General features: G+C 67.8%; 13 protein-coding genes and 1 pseudogene. 7 read left to right on the plus strand and 7 right to left on the minus strand.

The features are described 5' to 3' along the window. Positions 1-33 precede the first annotated feature (33 nt). Positions 34-1,365 (plus strand): MFS transporter, encoded by a 1,332-nt coding sequence (locus tag AP428_RS28710; protein ID WP_011546831.1) that lies wholly within the window; start codon positions 34-36, stop codon positions 1,363-1,365. Between the two features lie 18 nt (positions 1,366-1,383). Here AP428_RS28710 and AP428_RS28715 read toward each other — a convergent pair whose 3' ends face one another. Next, a complete protein-coding gene (locus AP428_RS28715) occupies positions 1,384-2,304 on the minus strand; it encodes a LysR family transcriptional regulator (protein ID WP_011546832.1) in 921 nt (306 codons plus the stop codon). A gap of 136 nt (positions 2,305-2,440) precedes the next feature. Between AP428_RS28715 and AP428_RS28720 the strand changes: the two genes are divergently transcribed. After that, on the plus strand, positions 2,441-3,214 hold the full coding sequence (locus tag AP428_RS28720) for a transporter substrate-binding domain-containing protein (RefSeq protein WP_011546833.1): 774 nt from the start codon (positions 2,441-2,443) through the stop codon (positions 3,212-3,214). 55 nt (positions 3,215-3,269) lie between these two features. Continuing rightward, complete coding sequence (locus AP428_RS28725) at positions 3,270-4,385, plus strand: succinylglutamate desuccinylase/aspartoacylase family protein (RefSeq protein ID WP_054928433.1); 1,116 nt, start codon at positions 3,270-3,272, stop codon at positions 4,383-4,385. 210 nt (positions 4,386-4,595) lie between these two features. Here the strand turns inward: AP428_RS28725 and AP428_RS28730 are convergent, their stop codons facing one another. After that, entirely contained in the window at positions 4,596-5,384 is a 789-nt protein-coding gene (locus AP428_RS28730; protein ID WP_027813851.1) for an IclR family transcriptional regulator, read from the minus strand. Positions 5,385-5,611: 227 nt separating this feature from the next. On the opposite strand from AP428_RS28730, the gene pcaF reads away from it, so the two are divergent. Beyond that, positions 5,612-6,814, plus strand: coding sequence for a 3-oxoadipyl-CoA thiolase (gene pcaF / locus AP428_RS28735; RefSeq protein WP_054928434.1), 1,203 nt, complete (start codon positions 5,612-5,614; stop codon positions 6,812-6,814). Positions 6,815-6,914: 100 nt separating this feature from the next. Here pcaF and AP428_RS28740 read toward each other — a convergent pair whose 3' ends face one another. The 3 genes and pseudogenes from AP428_RS28740 to AP428_RS28750 all read right to left on the minus strand — a co-directional run bounded on the left by AP428_RS28740 (position 6,915) and on the right by AP428_RS28750 (position 8,940). Next, entirely contained in the window at positions 6,915-7,442 is a 528-nt protein-coding gene (locus tag AP428_RS28740) for a DUF523 domain-containing protein (RefSeq protein WP_054928435.1), read from the minus strand. An 84-nt stretch (positions 7,443-7,526) separates the two neighbouring features. After that, on the minus strand, positions 7,527-8,087 hold the full coding sequence (locus AP428_RS28745; protein ID WP_054928436.1) for a GNAT family N-acetyltransferase: 561 nt from the start codon (positions 8,085-8,087) through the stop codon (positions 7,527-7,529). Further along, positions 8,084-8,940, minus strand: a pseudogene (locus AP428_RS28750) (class I SAM-dependent methyltransferase). The gene AP428_RS28745 and the pseudogene AP428_RS28750 overlap by 4 nt, the downstream one beginning before the upstream one ends. Positions 8,941-9,251: 311 nt before the next feature. Here AP428_RS28750 and AP428_RS28755 point away from each other — a divergent pair. After that, positions 9,252-10,796, plus strand: coding sequence for a PAS domain-containing methyl-accepting chemotaxis protein (locus AP428_RS28755; RefSeq protein ID WP_054928437.1), 1,545 nt, complete (start codon positions 9,252-9,254; stop codon positions 10,794-10,796). Positions 10,797-11,207: 411 nt separating this feature from the next. Then, positions 11,208-12,752, plus strand: a complete 1,545-nt coding sequence (locus tag AP428_RS28760; RefSeq protein WP_011694867.1) for a PAS domain-containing methyl-accepting chemotaxis protein — start codon at positions 11,208-11,210, stop codon at positions 12,750-12,752. A 114-nt stretch (positions 12,753-12,866) separates the two neighbouring features. Here AP428_RS28760 and gabD read toward each other — a convergent pair whose 3' ends face one another. Together gabD and AP428_RS28770 are read right to left on the minus strand one after the other, a co-directional pair. Then, positions 12,867-14,336, minus strand: a complete 1,470-nt coding sequence (gabD, locus tag AP428_RS28765) for an NADP-dependent succinate-semialdehyde dehydrogenase (protein ID WP_011546842.1) — start codon at positions 14,334-14,336, stop codon at positions 12,867-12,869. A 91-nt stretch (positions 14,337-14,427) separates the two neighbouring features. Then, entirely contained in the window at positions 14,428-15,711 is a 1,284-nt protein-coding gene (locus AP428_RS28770; protein WP_027814522.1) for a 4-aminobutyrate--2-oxoglutarate transaminase, read from the minus strand. A gap of 126 nt (positions 15,712-15,837) precedes the next feature. On the opposite strand from AP428_RS28770, the gene AP428_RS28775 reads away from it, so the two are divergent. Then, positions 15,838-16,698 (plus strand): PLP-dependent aminotransferase family protein (locus AP428_RS28775; protein ID WP_156349356.1); only part of this gene is annotated, 861 nt, incomplete at its 3' end.

A 16,698-nucleotide genomic window follows, 5' to 3' on the forward strand; every position in this document is an offset into this window, starting at 1 on the left:
CGCTTCCGGCCGCATTGACAGGAGAGGATAGCGATGCAGAAAGATCATCTCGCGCTGCACCCCGCGTCGGCGGAGGCCGCCGACACCGGCGCGCCGGGCGCGCCTGCCGTCACGCGGCGCGGCGCGATCGCCGCGGCCGTGATCGGCAACTGGCTGGAATTCTTCGATTTCACCGTGTACGGCTTCTTCGCGGTGCTGATCGGCAAGCTGTTCTTCCCGTCGAGCGACCCGACCACGTCGTTGCTGCTGTCGGTCGCGACGTTCGCCGCCGGCTTCTTCACGCGGCCGCTCGGCAGCGTCGTGCTCGGCGTCTACGCGGACCGCAAGGGGCGCAAGGCCGCGCTGAACCTGACGATCATGCTGATGGCGCTCGGCACCGGCCTGATCGCGATCGCGCCGACCTATGCGCAGGTGGGCGTCGCCGCGCCGCTGCTCGTCGTGTTCGCGCGCTTGCTGCAGGGTTTCTCGCAGGGCGGCGAATTCGGCGCGGCGACGTCGACGCTGCTCGAACAGGGCGGCACGTCGCGCCGTGGGTTCCGCGCGAGCTGGCAGCTCGCGACGCAGGGCGGCGCCGCGCTGATGGGTTCAGGGTTCGCGGCGTTGCTGTCCAACACGATGACGAAGGACGCGCTGGAAGGCTGGGGCTGGCGGCTGCCGTTTCTCGTCGGCGTGCTGATCGCGCCGGTCGGGATGTATCTGCGCCGCCGGCTCGCGGACGACGCGCCCGGAGACCGCCATCACGGCATCGAACGCGGCGTGCTGCGCGAGCTGTTCTCGAAGCACACACGCACGGTGTTGCTGCTGATGCTCACGGTGATGGGCGGCACGGTGTCGACCTACATCCTCACCTTCTACATGCCGACCTACGCGATCCATACGCTCGGCCTGCCGATGAAGCTGTCGATGTTCGTCGGCGTCGCGTCGGGCTGCGTGATGCTGGTCACATGCCCGCTGTTCGGCTGGCTGTCGGACCAGCTCGGCAGCCGCCGCCTGCCGATCTTCGTCGGCCGCGGCGTGCTGGTCGCGCTGCTGTTCCCGGCGTTCTGGCTGATGAACCATCATCCGACGCTGTCGGTGATCCTGCCGCTGACCGCGCTGATGCTGCTGTTCTATTCGCTCGGCTCGGCATCGGAAATGGCGCTGATGTGCGAGTCGCTGCCGCGCCACGTGCGTGCGACGGGCATCTCGATCGCGTATGCGCTCGCGGTGACGATCTTCGGCGGCACCGCGCAGCTGATCGCGACCTGGCTCGTGAAGACGACCGGCAGCAAGCTCGCGCCGGCCGGCTACGTGGCCGCGTGCGTGGTGCTGTCGCTGATCGCGGTCGCGATGCTGCGCGAGACGGCGCGGGAATCGCTGGACTGACGTGCGAGGCGGGTGGCCTTACCGCCCGCGCACCACCCGTAAATACGACGCGAGCATCGTCGCGAGTTCCTGCGCGGCGGGCGTCAGCGGCACGGCCGCGCGCTGCAGCAGGCAGATGTCCTGCGCTTCGGCCTGCTCGCGCACCGGCACCTTCACGAGCGCGCCGGCGAACGGCCCGTGCCGCGTGATCGCTTCGGTTTCGAGCGCGAGGGAATCGGTCTGCGTGACGATCTGCAGCGTCTCGAACATTCCTTCGACGGTCGCCAGAATCTTCGGCGGCGGCTGGCCGTGCGTATCGAAGTACGCGAGCAGCCGGTTGACGACCGGGTCGGCGCTCAGGTTCGGCGAGCGCGTCGACACCCATCCGTAGTCGCCCAGCTCGGCGAGCGATTGCGCGTGCATCGCCGGATGCCCGTTGCGGCAGACGACCACCGGCGCCGACGTGCGCAGCGGCGTGACCGCGAGATCGGTCGTGTCGGTCTGCTTCGCGACCAGCGCGATCGCGAAATCGACCGCACTCTCGCGCAGCCAGCCGATCATCATCCGCGACGTGCCGGTGCGCAGGTGCACGTCCACCTTGTCGAAGCGCGCGCGGAACGCGGTCAGCACCGGCGCGAACGCGTCGATCAGCGGCTCGGTCACGAGGCCGAGCGTGACGGTGCCTTCGTAGGCACCGCTCAACTGACGGATTTCCCGCTCGACCTGCTCGCATTCGCCGAGGATCGAACCGGAACGCGCGAGCAGCCGCTGGCCGACGGCCGTCGGCACGATCCCGCGGTTGGTGCGCGTGAACAGCGTCGCGCCGAGCGTCGCCTCGAGGCCCTGCAGTTGCTGCGTGACGCCGCTTTGCGCGAGATCGAGCGCGCGGGCGGCCGCGCGCAGGCTGCCGTGCTCGACGACGGCCTGGAAGATGCGGAGCTGGGACAGCGTGAACGCCATGGGAAGCAGCGAGGCCGGTGATCGGAAATACCGATCATGATAAGCCAGCCGATGGTTCCGGCGGCCGCGCGCGGCCCCTACGATCGCAGGCAGTCCGGCTCATGCCGTTCGTTCCTCTTCCTGCCCGTCGTCGACCATGAAACGTTTCCTCGTCCCGCTCGTTTTCCTGTGCATTGGCCTGGCGGCCACGTCCGCATATGCGCTCGACGCGCACGTGGTGCGGCTCGGCATCGACCCGACCTATCCGCCGATGGACGCGAAGGCGCCCGACGGCAGCCTGAAGGGCTTCGACGTCGATCTCGGCAACGAGATCTGCCGCCGCGCGCAGTTGCGCTGCCAGTGGGTCGAGCTCGAATTCTCCGGGATGATCCCCGCGCTGCAGGCGCGCAAGATCGACGCGATCCTGTCGTCGATGGCGATCACCGCGAAGCGCGAGAAGCAGATCCTGTTCTCGTCGAAGCTGTTCCGCTTCAAGTCGCGGCTCGTCGCGCGGCCCGGCAGCGGGCTCGACGGCACGGCGGCGTCGCTGGCCGGCAAGCGCGTCGGCGTGCAGTCGGGCACGCAATTCGAATCGTGGGCGCTCGCGCACTGGGCGCCGGCCGGCGTCGGCGTGGTGCCGTACAAGAGCCAGGACGACGTGTTCGCCGATCTCGTGAACGGCCGCCTCGACGCGGCGCTGCTCGGCACCGTGGAAGCCGACTACGGGTTCCTGCGCCAGCCGCGCGGCAAGGGTTTCGCATTCGTCGGCGCGCCGCTCGACATGGGCGATCGCGGCGTCGGCATCGGCATGCGGCAGTCGGATACCGCGCTGAAGGCGTCGATCGACGGCGCGATCGCGTCGATGCTGAAGGACGGTACGTACGACCGGATCGCGAAGCAGTATTTCGATTTCAATCCGTACGGCGACTGAGCGCCGCGCCGGCCCGTTCGCCCGATTCCCCGCTTTCATCCATTCGAGACCATCGATGCAGATTCGCACCACGCCGCTCCTGTCGCCGTCGATCGGCACGCAGCGCACGCTGACGAGCTTTCATTTCGGGCCGGCCGGCAGCGGCCGCAAGATCTACCTGCAGGCCGCGCTGCACGCGGACGAGACGCCCGCGATGCTCGCGGCGTTCGTGCTCAAGCAGCGCCTCGCGCAGCTCGACGCCGAAGGCCGGCTCGCGGCCGAAATCGTGCTCGTGCCGGTGTCGAACCCGGTCGGCCTCAATCATCATCTGCTCGGGCAGTTCATCGGCCGTTTCGACCTCGCGAGCGGGCGCAACTTCAATCGCGGCTTCCTGCCGCTCGCGGAGATCGCCGCGCGTGCGCGCGACCGGCTCGGCGACGACGGCGCACGCAATCGCGCGGTCGTGCGCGAATGCGTCGGCGCGGCGCTCGATGAAATCGCGCCGCGCACCGAGTTCGATGCGCTGCAGCTGGCGCTGCTGAAGCTGTCGCACGACGCCGACGTCGTGATCGACCTGCATTGCTCGCTCGAAGCGGTGATGCACGTCTACACGAGCGATACCGCGTGGCCGGACGTCGAGCCGCTCGCGCGGTATCTCGGCGCCGAGGTGTCGCTGCTCGCCGAGGATTCGGGCGGCCATGCGTTCGACGATGCCCATCACCTGCTGTGGTCGCGACTGCGCGCGCAGTTGCCGGACGGCACGCCGATGGCGGCCGGCACCGTGGCCGTGACGGTCGAGTGTCGGGGTCAGCGCGACGTGACGTACGAATACGCGCAACGCGACGCCGACGCGCTCGTCGACTATCTGGCGTGGTGCGGCGCGGTGCGCGGCGAACGTGCGCCACTGCCGCCGCTGGCCGCGCCGGCCACGCCGCTCGCGGGCAGCGAGCAGTTTTATGCGCCGGTGAGCGGAATCCTCGTGCACCGCGCGGCGATCGGCGCGACGATCCGTGCGGGCGATCCGCTGTTCGACATCGTCGATCCGCTGACGGACGCGATCACGACGATCTCGAGCGCGACCGATGGCGTGTTCTACATGCGCCGCGCGATCCGTTTCGTGACGGCTGGCGCGCCGCTCGGCCGCGTGACGGGCACGGTGCCGGTGCGAAAGGGGATGCTGCTGGGCGCGTGAGCGGGGCGGTGTCCTGCCGACGCGATGCAATTTCGTTCTCGTCAGATTGACCGTGTGCGAGTGCGTCACTAAATTGTGCGACGCGGAGTGCGCTCCGTGTTCCGTGAGAAGAACGTTGCAGAGATCAGAGTTTGAGCGGGCGGCCTTGTGCCGCCCGTCTTTTTATTGGGCGCTTTATCGCGTCACCGATATGACGATCTCGCCCGGCGCTCAACCGCGCCGCGCCACCAGCTCCGATACCGTCTGCGCGGCCTGCTGCAGCGGCCCGAGAAACTCCTTCACCATCTGCTTCGCGGTATGCCGCTGCGCGTTGCCGCTGATGTTCATCGCGGCGATGACCTGCCCGCGCCGGTTGCGGATCGGCGCGGATAGCGACATCAGCCCCACTTCGAGTTCCTGATCGACCACGGCCCAGCCTTGTTGACGCACCTGCGCGATCGCCGCCTTCAGTTCGCCGAGGTCGGTGATCGTGCGCGGCGTATGCGCGCGGATGGTGCTCTGCGCGAGCGTTTCATCGAGCGCCGCATCGTCGAGCGCGGACAGCAGCACACGGCCCATCGACGTGCAGTACGCGGGCAGCCGGCTGCCGATCGACAGGTTGATCGTCATGATCTTGCGGGTCGGCACGCGCAGCACGTAGACGATCTCGGTGCGGTCGAGCACTGCGGCCGAGCAGCTTTCGTGGATCTGCGCGGACAGTTGCTCCATCACCGGATCGGCGAGATTCCAGAACGGCATCGAGGTGAGATACGCGAAGCCGAGCTCGAGGATCTTCGGCGTGAGCCGGAACAGCCGGCCGTCGGCCTCGACGTAGCCGAGCGTCTGCAGCGTGAGCAAAATCCGGCGGGCCCCCGCGCGCGTGAGGCCGGTGGCCGATGCCACCTCGGTGAGCGTCTGCTCCGGGCGCGCCGCGTCGAACGCGCGGATCACCGCGAGGCCGCGCGCGAACGACTGTACATAGGAGTCGCCGGGTTTCGTCTGAATATCGTCGGTTGTCATGAGCGCCTGGAATGTCGTGCAGCCGAGAAGATAGCGCATGGGGCCCGACACGCCAACCTCCCGACGGGCCGTGCCCTTGACAGGTCGTCCCCGCACTCCCTATGATGCGTTGAACGTTCGATACACGATCTTATGTTCGTATGTAGAACATCCGAGCGCATCCCGGCGGGCAATGCAAGGGGCGCGCCCTGTTCATTTCCCTGCCTTTCACGGGACCGGAGACACTGATGACCGAAGCTTTTCTGTGTGATGCGATCCGTACGCCGATCGGGCGTTACGGCGGTGCACTGTCCGGCGTGCGCGCCGACGATCTGGGCGCGGTGCCGCTCAAGGCGCTCGTCGAGCGCAATCGCGACGTCGATTGGACGGCGATCGACGACGTGATCTACGGCTGCGCGAACCAGGCCGGCGAGGACAACCGCAACGTCGCACGCATGTCGGCGCTGCTCGCGGGCTTGCCGGAGGGCGTGCCGGGTTCGACGATCAACCGCCTGTGCGGTTCCGGCATGGATGCGGTCGGCGTGGCCGCACGCGCGATCAAATCGGGCGAAGCCGCGTTGATGGTTGCGGGCGGCGTCGAGAGCATGACGCGCGCGCCGTTCGTGATGGGCAAGGCCGCGAGCGCGTTCGCGCGCCAGGCCGACATCTACGACACGACGATCGGCTGGCGCTTCGTCAATCCGTTGATGAAACAGCTGCATGGTGTCGATTCGATGCCGGAAACCGCGGAGAACGTCGCGGTCGACTACAACGTCAGCCGCGCGGATCAGGACCTGTTCGCGCTGCGCAGCCAGCAGAAAGCCGCGCGGGCGCAGCAGGACGGTACGCAGGCCGAAGAAATCGTGTCGGTCACGATTGCGCAGAAGAAGGGCGATCCGGTGGTCGTGTCGCGCGACGAGCATCCGCGCGAAACGTCGCTCGAAGCGCTCGCGAAGCTGAAGGGCGTCGTGCGTCCGGATGGCTCGGTCACGGCCGGCAACGCGTCGGGCGTGAACGACGGCGCCGCCGCGCTGCTGCTGGCGAACGAAGCAACCGCGAAGCGCTTCGGCCTGACGCCGCGCGCCCGCGTGCTGGGGATCGCGACGGCCGGCGTCGCGCCGCGCGTGATGGGCATCGGCCCGGCGCCGGCCACGCAGAAGCTGCTCGCGCGGCTCGGCATGACGATCGACCAGTTCGACGTGATCGAACTGAACGAGGCGTTCGCGTCGCAAGGTCTCGCCGTGTTGCGCATGCTCGGCGTGGCCGATGACGATCCCCGCGTGAACCCGAACGGCGGCGCGATCGCGCTTGGCCACCCGCTCGGCGCATCGGGTGCGCGCCTCGTGACGACCGCGATGTACCAGCTGCATCGCACGAACGGCCGCTTCGCGCTGTGCACGATGTGCATCGGCGTCGGTCAGGGCATCGCGATCGCGATCGAACGCGTGTGACCGGCGTGATGCGGTGAAGCGGCCGGATATGCGCCGCTTCACCGCTGTGCTGTATCCGCCACGATGGGCGGCACGAGGTGTCTCGTGCCGCCCATCGTCGTTAACCGGCCTGCGACAGTTGCCTGAGGCGCGCGTCGAGCGCGTCGATCTCGGTGTCCGCGAACACCTCGATGCCATGCTCGCGCAGCAGCGCCGCCGTGACGCCGGCGCCCGCCTGCCGCCGGCTCGCGAAACTTCCGTCGTAAATGAACGTGCTGCCGCACGACGGGCTGCCGTCGGCGAGGATCGCGAAGCGGCAATCGTGTGCCTGCGCGAGGGCCAGCGCGGTTTGCGCGCCGGCAACGAATGGCGCCGTCACGTCGGCGCCGTTCACGTCGACGATCCTTGCGTGCCCCGACAGCACCTGCTGCCCCGATGCGCCGCCGGCGATCTCGGCAGGCGGGCGCGGCACGCTCAAGCCGCCCGCCAGCTCCGGGCAGACGGCCACGAGACGCCCCTCGCGCTGCCACCGTTCGAGCGCCTCGTGCGCGGCGGTCTTCGCCGAGCCGTTGTAACGGACCGGATGGCCGACCACGCACATGCTGACGAGGATCTTCGGCGTGGCGGGCGGTGGCGGGGCGTTGTTCAATGTCGCACTCCGTGACGGCTGATGGCAGCTGATGACGGCTGGGGCGGGGCGGAAAATTCTACGCTTCATCCGTGTGCCGGACCGTCACGCGGTCGGCCCTTCGAGGTGAATATCCTCGGGCTCGAGCGCGTAAAGCTCGGGATCGGGCGCCGTGCTGACCGTGAAGCCGAGCCGCAGGTAGAAGTCGATCGTGCGCTGCGACGGCGTCGCCGACACATACAGGCGCTCGGCACCCATCGCGCGTGCCTGCACCTGCGCCGCGCGGTAGAGCTGTTCGCCGAGCCTGCAACCGCGCCAGTCGTGGCTTACATGCAGGAACTTCAACTGCAGCATGTCGCCCCGCGGGCCGAGCGGCCGGCTGTCGACGATCGCTGCCGCGACGAGTCGCGCGCCGTCGAACCGGCCGAGAAACCAGCCGCCGCGGTCGTGGCAGTCGAGCAGGATCGGCGTGTAGTGGTCGGCTTCGCCGTCGGGCCAGCCGGCCACGTCGTAGAACTCGGGCACGAGATGCAGCGCGCCGTCGCGCAATACGTACAGGTGTTCGATGATTTCGCGCCGGTCGATGGTCCACACGAGCGGCACGTCGTCGCGGGCCAGCAGGCGGGCCGACAGCGCGTCGCGCTCGGCGGCGGTGCGGCGGGTCATGCGGCCCTCCGGTGCGCGGCGATTGCGTACATCAACGGCAGGCGCGGCATGCCTTCGGGCGGCACCATCCGGCGGCCCGCCAGCTCACGCATGCCGTTGAAGCCCTTCCAGCCGTTCGAGTACGGATATTCGTTCAGGCGGTCGATCGCGAGCCCGGCCGAGACCAGCGCATTCACGACGTCGCCGATGCCCCACATGAACTCGTAGCTCGGATGCGGGTTCGCGAAACCGACGATGCCCGGATGATCGTGCTGCTCGCCGAGCCCCGTGCCGACGCCGCGACGTAATCGCCGACGCCTGCGGGTTCCTCGGTCGCGTCGCCGTTGAAGTAGTCGTAGCGCGGCTGCCACTGTTCGTCGAAATACAGTGAGAACGGGTGGAACTCGACCATCGCGAAGCGGCCACCCGGCGCGAGCAACGAGGCGATCCCGCGCGCCCATGCGCTCAGGTCCGACAGCCAGCAGATCGCGCCGTACGACGTGAACACGCGATCGAAGCGCTCGCCGCGCGCGGCGGCTGCGGGCATCCAGTCGAGTATGTCGGCGCGCTCGAAGCGCGCGGGCAGGCCCGCGTCGGCCGACAGTTGCCGCGCGAAGTCGATCGCCTCGTCGGAGATGTCGACGCCGGTTGCGTCCGCGCCGTCGCGCACGAGGCTCAGCGTGTCCTGTCCCGCGTTGCATTGCAGGTGCAAGAGCCGCAAACCGGTGAGATCGCCGAGCAGTTCGCGTTCTTCCGGAAACAGCGTCGAGCCGCCATTGCGGAAAAATGCAGCCTGATCGCCTTTATGGCTGTTATGCGCGACCGTCGCCGTATTCCAGGACAGCCGATTCAGTTCATGCAATGCCTTTTTCATCGGATTCGAATTCAGGTCGAATGGAGCAGGATAAGCGAATCGTTTCGCCGCACGCAACGGCCGCCGGCATTGTCAATGCCGCGCGGCGCTTCGTGACAGCCAGATAAACGCGCGCGGTGATTATCGCCGGATTATTTGATCGAAATCATGGCAATGGCTGGATTGCCCATTTTGTGCGCAACGGAATTAAGGTTTTTCGCTGAATTGCCGACAGTAAGGACGAGAGTGTCGTAAAGCGAGCAACCGTTTTTCGGCTACTGAGCGCGATTTCAGCGCGGCGCGGACGACAGATCCGCCTTTCGGAGCCTTGCATGCGCAACAACCAGCCCGTTACCCAACAGGAATTCGATTTTCCCGACGACGTCACGCTGATGTCGACGACCGATGCCGACAGCATCATCACCTACGCGAACACGACGTTCGCGCAAGTGAGCGGGTTCTCGAACGAGGAACTCGTCGGCCAGCCGCACAACGTGGTGCGTCACCCGGACATGCCGAAGGAGGCGTTCGCCGACATGTGGGCGACGCTGCGGCGCGGCGAGCCGTGGACAGCGCTCGTGAAGAACCGCCGCAAGAATGGCGATCACTACTGGGTGCGCGCGAATGCGATTCCGGTGATGCGCAACGGCGCGCCGCAAGGCTACATGTCGGTGCGCACGAAGGCGCCGCACGACGAGACCCGGGCCGCGGATGCGCTGTATCGCGCATTCCGCGAAGGCAAGGCTGGCCAGCGCCGGTTCCACAAGGGCCTCGTCATCCGCACCGGGCTGCTGCGGATCGCATCGCTGCCGCAGACGATGTCGGTGCGGGCGCGCGTCCATTCGGCGCTGTGCGTGCTGGCGCCGGCCGTCGTCGGCGCGGGGTGGGCCTGCGGGCTCACCGGCGGCAGCCTCGCGGCGTTTGCCGGCGTGACGGTCGGCGCGGCGGCCGCCGCCGGCTGGTGGCTCGACGCGCAGATCGTGCAACCGCTGAAGCGGCTGCACGAGCAGGCGCTGAACGTCGCGACCGGCGAGAGCCGGCGCGGCGTGCGGATGAACCGGGTCGACGAGATCGGCATGACGCTGCGCACGATCAATCAGCTCGGGCTGATGTTCCGCTGGCTCGTCGACGACGTCAGCGAGCAGGTGCACAACGTGCAGCGCGCGAGCAACGAGATCGCGCAGGGCAACGGCGACTTGAGCGCGCGCACCGAACAGGCCGCGTCGAGCGTGCAGCAGACCGCCGCGTCGATGGCCGAGATGACGGCGACCGTGTCCAGCAATGCCGAGACCGCGCTGCAGGCGAATCAGTTGTCGGTGTCCGCGAGCGATGCGGCCGAGCGCGGCGGGCAGGCGGTGAGCGAGGTCGTCACGACGATGAGCGAGATCACCGCCAGCTCGCGCAAGATCGCGGACATCATCGGCGTGATCGACGGCATCGCGTTCCAGACCAACATCCTTGCGCTGAATGCGGCCGTGGAGGCGGCACGTGCAGGCGAACAGGGGCGCGGCTTCGCGGTGGTGGCCGGCGAAGTGCGGGCACTCGCGCAGCGCAGCGCGAACGCGGCGAAGGAGATCAAGACGCTGATCGGCGCGAGTGTCGAGCGGGTCGAGTCGGGCGCGCGGATCGTCGATGGGGCTGGGAAGACGATGGAGGACATCGTCACGCAGGTGAAGCGCGTATCGGACCTCATCGCGGAGATCAGCTCGTCGACGGCCGAGCAAAGTACGGGTGTTGCGCAGGTCGACCAGGCGGTCGTGCACCTGGACAACATCACGCAGCAGAACGCGGCACTCGTCGAACAGAGCACGGCGGCATCGGAGAGCCTGAAGCAGCAGGCGACGCGGCTTGTGGATGCAGTGAACGTGTTCAGGTGATGGCGCGAAAGGGGGCGCGACGTGCGGGTGATCGATGAACGCCGGATGTCGCGCACAGCGCCCATTCAGGTTTGCGGGTTAAATCGAATGACGTGGAATGGGAGATATTCGTATTTCCGATTGCGTGTTTGCGCATTAAATCGCGCCGAAATCATGACGTGCAATGATCAGACGAATAGCCGCCAAACCGTTGCCAGACAAGGCGTTTCATTTTATCCATGAACAAGTTATTCGGAAAAAACAAGTTGATGCATCTTTAATGCATATTTACCCGAATACGGCATAATGTTTTCGCCGAATTTGCCGAAAGTGCAGGAGCCTGACTCACATGCATGCGAATCGATCGCCATGCGCGGGGTCTCGAATCAATCGACGAGCGGACGCAAGATCCGCCACCCGGAGCTCCACACCATGCGCAACAACCAGCCCGTCACGCAACGCGAATTCGAATTTGCCGACGATGCGACGCTGATGTCGACGACCGATGCCGACAGCTATATCACTTACGCGAACGCGGCATTCATCCAGGTCAGCGGCTTTTCTCCCGAGGAGATCGAAGGCCAGCCGCACAACGTGGTGCGGCATCCGGACATGCCGAAGGAGGCGTTCGCCGACATGTGGGCGACGCTCAAGGGCGGCGAGCCGTGGACCGCGCTCGTGAAGAACCGCCGCAAGAACGGCGATCACTACTGGGTGCGCGCGAACGCGATTCCGGTGATGCGCAACGGGCAGCCGAAGGGCTACATGTCGGTGCGCACGAAGGCGACGCGCGACGAGATCGCGGCCGCCGAGGCGCTGTATCGCGATTTCCGCGAAGGCAAGGCCGGCAGCCGCCGGTTCCACAAGGGATTGATCGTGCGCACGGGCGCGCTGCGCGTCGCGTCGCTGTTCCAGACGATGTCGGTGCGGGCGCGGCTGGTGTCGACGCTGTGCGTGCTGGCGCCGGCGGTCGTCGGCGCCGGCTGGGCGGCCGGGTTGACCGGAGGCGGGCTCGCGGCGTTCGCCGGTGCGGCGGTCGGCGTGACGGCGGCGGCCGGGCTGTGGCTCGACGCGCAGATCGTGCGGCCGCTGCGGCAGTTGCGCGACGAGGCGTTGCGCGTGGCGACCGGCGAGAGCCGCAGCGGCGTGCGGATGAACCGCGTCGACGAGATCGGCATGACGCTGCGCACGATCAACCAGCTCGGGCTGATGTTCCGCTGGCTCGTCGACGACGTCAGCGAACAGGTGCTGAACGTGCAGCGCGCGAGCAATGAAATCGCGCAAGGCAACAACGACCTGAGCGCGCGCACCGAGCAGGCGTCGACGAGCGTGCAGCAGACGGCCGCGTCGATGGCCGAGATGACGGCGACCGTATCGAGCAATGCGGAGACGGCGCTGCAGGCGAACCAGTTGTCGGTGTCCGCGAGCGAGGCGGCCGGGCGCGGCGGGCAGGCGGTGAACGAAGTCGTCGCGACGATGAACGACATCACCGACAGCTCGCGCAAGATCGCGGACATCATCGGCGTGATCGACGGCATCGCGTTCCAGACCAACATCCTCGCGTTGAATGCGGCGGTCGAGGCGGCGCGCGCGGGCGATCAGGGGCGCGGCTTCGCAGTGGTCGCTGGTGAAGTGCGCGCGCTCGCGCAGCGCAGCGCGAACGCGGCGAAGGAGATCAAGACGCTGATCGGCGCGAGCGTCGAGCGCGTCGAGTCGGGTGCGCGGATCGTCGACGGCGCGGGCAAGACGATGGAGGACATCGTCACGCAGGTGAAGCGCGTGTCGGATCTCATCGCGGAGATCAGCTCGTCGACGGCCGAACAGAGCACGGGCGTCGCGCAGGTCGACCAGGCGGTCGTGCATCTGGACAACATCACGCAGCAGAACGCGGCGCTCGTCGAGCAGAGCACGGCGGCATCGGAAAGCCTGAAGCAGCAGGCGGCGCGGCTGGTGGAGGCGGTGAACGTGTTCCGCTGATCGCGGGAAGGGAAAGTGACGCGGGCGCGACGGAGAGGCGCCGGCCCGCGTCGGGCCGCCCGGTTCCGGCCGGGCGGCGAGGGCCTGTCGCCGGGAAGCGGCAGGCCCGAACCGTCAGACGGCCAGGCAGAGGTACTTGATCACGACGTAGTCGTCGATGCCGTAGTGCGAGCCTTCGCGGCCGAGGCCCGACTGCTTGACGCCGCCGAACGGCGCGACCTCGTTCGAGATCAGGCCCGTGTTCACGCCGACCATCCCGTATTCGAGCGCTTCGGCCACCTTCCACACGCGGCCGATGTCGCGGCTGTAGAAGTACGCGGCGAGGCCGAACTCGGTGTCGTTCGCGAGGCGGATCACCTCGTCGTCGCTGCCGAACTTGAACAGCGGCGCGAGCGGCCCGAACGTCTCTTCCTTCGCGACCTTCATCGCCGGCGTGACGCCCGTCAGCACGGTCGGCTCGAAGAAGCCGTGGCCGAGCGCGTGGCGCTTGCCGCCCGTCACGACGGTTGCGCCCTTCGCGAGCGCGTCCTCGATGTGCGCCTCGACCTTCAGCACGGCCGCTTCGTTGATCAGCGGGCCCTGCGTGACGCCCGGCTCCGTGCCGCGGCCGACCTTCAACTGGCCGACGGCCGCCGCGAGCTTCTGCGCGAACTGGTCGTACACGGCTTCGTGCACGTAGAAGCGGTTCGTGCACACGCACGTCTGGCCGCTGTTGCGGTACTTCGACGCGATCGCGCCCTGCACGGCCGCATCGAGATCGGCGTCGTCGAACACGATGAACGGCGCATTGCCGCCGAGCTCCAGCGACACCTTCTTGACCGTCGCCGCGCACTGCGCCATCAGCAGGCGGCCGACCGGCGTCGAGCCCGTGAACGACAGCTTGCGCACGATCGGGTTCGACGTCAGTTCGCCGCCGATCGCCTTCGGGTCGCCCGTGACGACGCTGAACACGCCGGCCGGCACGCCCGCGCGTTCGGCTAGCACGGCCATCGCGAGCGCGGAGAACGGCGTCGCTTCCGCCGGCTTCACGACGATCGGGCAGCCTGCCGCGAGCGCCGGGCCGACCTTGCGCGTGATCATCGCCGCCGGGAAGTTCCACGGCGTGATCGCCGCGCATACGCCGATCGCTTCCTTCGTCACGACGATGCGCTTGTCGCTCGCCGGCGTCGGGATCGTGTCGCCGTACACGCGCTTGCCTTCTTCCGCGAACCATTCGAGGAACGACGCCGCGTAGCCGATCTCGCCCTTTGCTTCGGCGAGCGACTTGCCCTGCTCGGTCGTGAGGATCAGCGCGAGGTCGTCGGCGTTGTCCATCATCAGGTCGTGCCACTTGCGCAGGATGACCGCACGTTCCTTCGCGGTCTTCTTGCGCCACGCCGGCCATGCGGCGTTCGCGGCGTCGATCGCGTGACGCGTTTCCGCCGTGCCCATCGCCGGCACGGTGCCGAGCAGGCCGCCGGTGGCCGGGTTGCGGACCTCGAACGTCTCGCCGTTCGTCGCGCCTTGCCATTCGCCGTTGACGTACGCCTGCTGGCGGAACAGCGACGGATCTTTCAGTGCCAGGGTTTCCTGAACCGTGCTCATATGCATCACCTGCTTCGAAAAAGGACGGATGAAAACGGCCGCCGCCGTCTTCACGACGGCGGCGGCGCATTCAGTTGAAGTGGACGGGCACTCAGGCCGGCACGCCGACCGTTTCCTTCAGCACTTCCTCGAGGATCACCAGCGCTTCGTCGAACACGGCTTGCGGGATCGTCAGCGGGAACAGGAAGCGCACGACGTTCGAGTACACGCCGCACACGAGCAGCAGCAGGCCGCGCTCGAGCGCACGCGTCTGCACGCGCTTCGTGAATTCGGCATCCGGCTCGCCCGAACCCGGCTTCAGGAATTCGACCGCGATCATCGCGCCGGGGCCGCGCACGTCGGCGATCTGCGGCACGTCGGCCTGCAGCGCATTCAGCTTCGCCTTCAGCACGTCGCCGAGTTGCGTCGCACGCTCGCACAGCTTCTCTTCGTCGATGATCTCGAGCACCGCGTGCGCCGAGGCGACTGCCAGCGGGTTGCCCGCGTAGGTGCCGCCGAGGCCGCCGGGGGCGGCCGCGTCCATCACGTCCGCCCGGCCGACGACGCCCGACAGCGGCATGCCGCCCGCGAGGCTCTTCGCCATCGTGATCAGGTCGGCCAGCACGTCGTAGTGCTGCATCGCGAACAGCTTGCCGGTGCGCGCGAAGCCCGTCTGCACTTCGTCGGCGATCAGCAGGATGCCGTGTTCGTTACAGATCTTGCGCAGCGCGCGCACGAATTCGGCCGGCGCCGGGTTGAAGCCGCCTTCGCCCTGGACCGGTTCGAAGATGATCGCGGCGACGCGCTTCGGATCGATGTCGGCCTTGAACAGCATCTCGATCGCCTTGATCGAGTCGGCGGTCGTCACGCCGTGCACGGCGTTCGGGTACGGCGCGTGGAACACGTCGCCCGGGAACGGGCCGAAGTTCAGCTTGTACGGCGCGACCTTGCCGGTCAGCGCCATGCCCATCATCGTGCGGCCGTGGAAGCCGCCCGAGAATGCGATGACGCCCGGACGGCCGGTTGCCGCGCGCGCGATCTTGATCGCGTTTTCGACGGCTTCGGCGCCGGTCGTGAAGAACGCCGTCTTCTTCGGGAAGTCGCCCGGCGCGCGCTCGTTGATCTTTTCCGCCAGTTCGACGTACGACGCGTACGGGACGATCTGGTAAGCGGTGTGCGTGAAGTTGTTCAGCTGATCGGCGATCGCCTTGACGATCTTCGGGTGACGGTGGCCCGTGTTCAGCACCGCGATGCCGGCGGCGAAATCGATGAAGCGGCGGCCTTCGACATCCCACAGCTCCGCGTTCTCGGCGCGGGCGGCGTAGAAATCGCACATCACGCCGACGCCGCGCGGGGTGGCGGCGTTCTTGCGGGCCTGCAGGTCGGCATTCTTCACGGTCATCTCCTTGATGTTCTGTCCGGTGGGTAGGGAATCGGGCGCCTTGGCAGCCCATGGAGGCGACTATAATCACATTTGGCTCTGGCAATCAGAGCCATTTCAATAAATATTCAGGAGCCAATCATGCGCGCGAGCGTGTTGTCGGACTGGCTGGCGCAGCGCCTCGTGCGCGGCGGCGAACAGCCGATCTACCGGCAGCTTCACCGGCTGCTGCAACAGGCGATCCTGTCGCGCGAACTGCCGGCCGGCACGCGCGTGCCGTCGTCGCGGCTGCTGGCCGCCGAGCTCGGGATCGCGCGCAACACGGTCACGCAGGTTTACGAACAGCTTGCACTCGAAGGCTATGTGAACTCGGCGACGGGGCGCGGCACGTTCGTCGCCGACAGCGCGCCGGACGAGATCGTCGGCGCGCCGCCCGACGCGGGCGCAGGCCCGGCCGTCGTGACGCCGTCCGTGCGGCGGCTGTCCGCGCGCGGTACGCGGCTCGTCGAAGGCGCCGGCGTGTCGAAGCGCCAGGGCGGCGCGTTCATGCCAGGCGTGCCCGATGTGTCGCGCTTTCCGGCGCGCGTGTGGACGCGGCTGCACAACAAGTACTGGCGGCGCCTGCGTCCGGACCTGCTGACCTACGCACCCGGCGGCGGGCTCGCGCTGCTGCGCGAGGCGCTGGCCGACTACCTGCGCACGTCGCGCTCGGTGCGCTGCACGCCCGAGCAGATCGTGATCACGACCGGCATCCACCAGTCGATCGACCTCGCGGTGCGGCTGCTGACCGATCCGGGCGACGCGATCTGGACCGAGGACCCGTGCTACTGGGGCGTGCGCAGCGTGCTGAACGTGTCGGGGCTGACCACCCGGCCGATTCCGGTCGACGACGAAGGGATCGCGCCGTCGGCCGCCGATCTGGCCGAGCCGCCGAAGCTGATGCTCGTTACGCCGTCGCACCAGTATCCGCTCGGGATGGTGATGAGCCTCGCGCGGCGGCGG

Source organism: Burkholderia sp. E168m22 (assembly GCF_001319805.1).
Classification (GTDB): domain Bacteria; phylum Pseudomonadota; class Gammaproteobacteria; order Burkholderiales; family Burkholderiaceae; genus Burkholderia; species Burkholderia orbicola.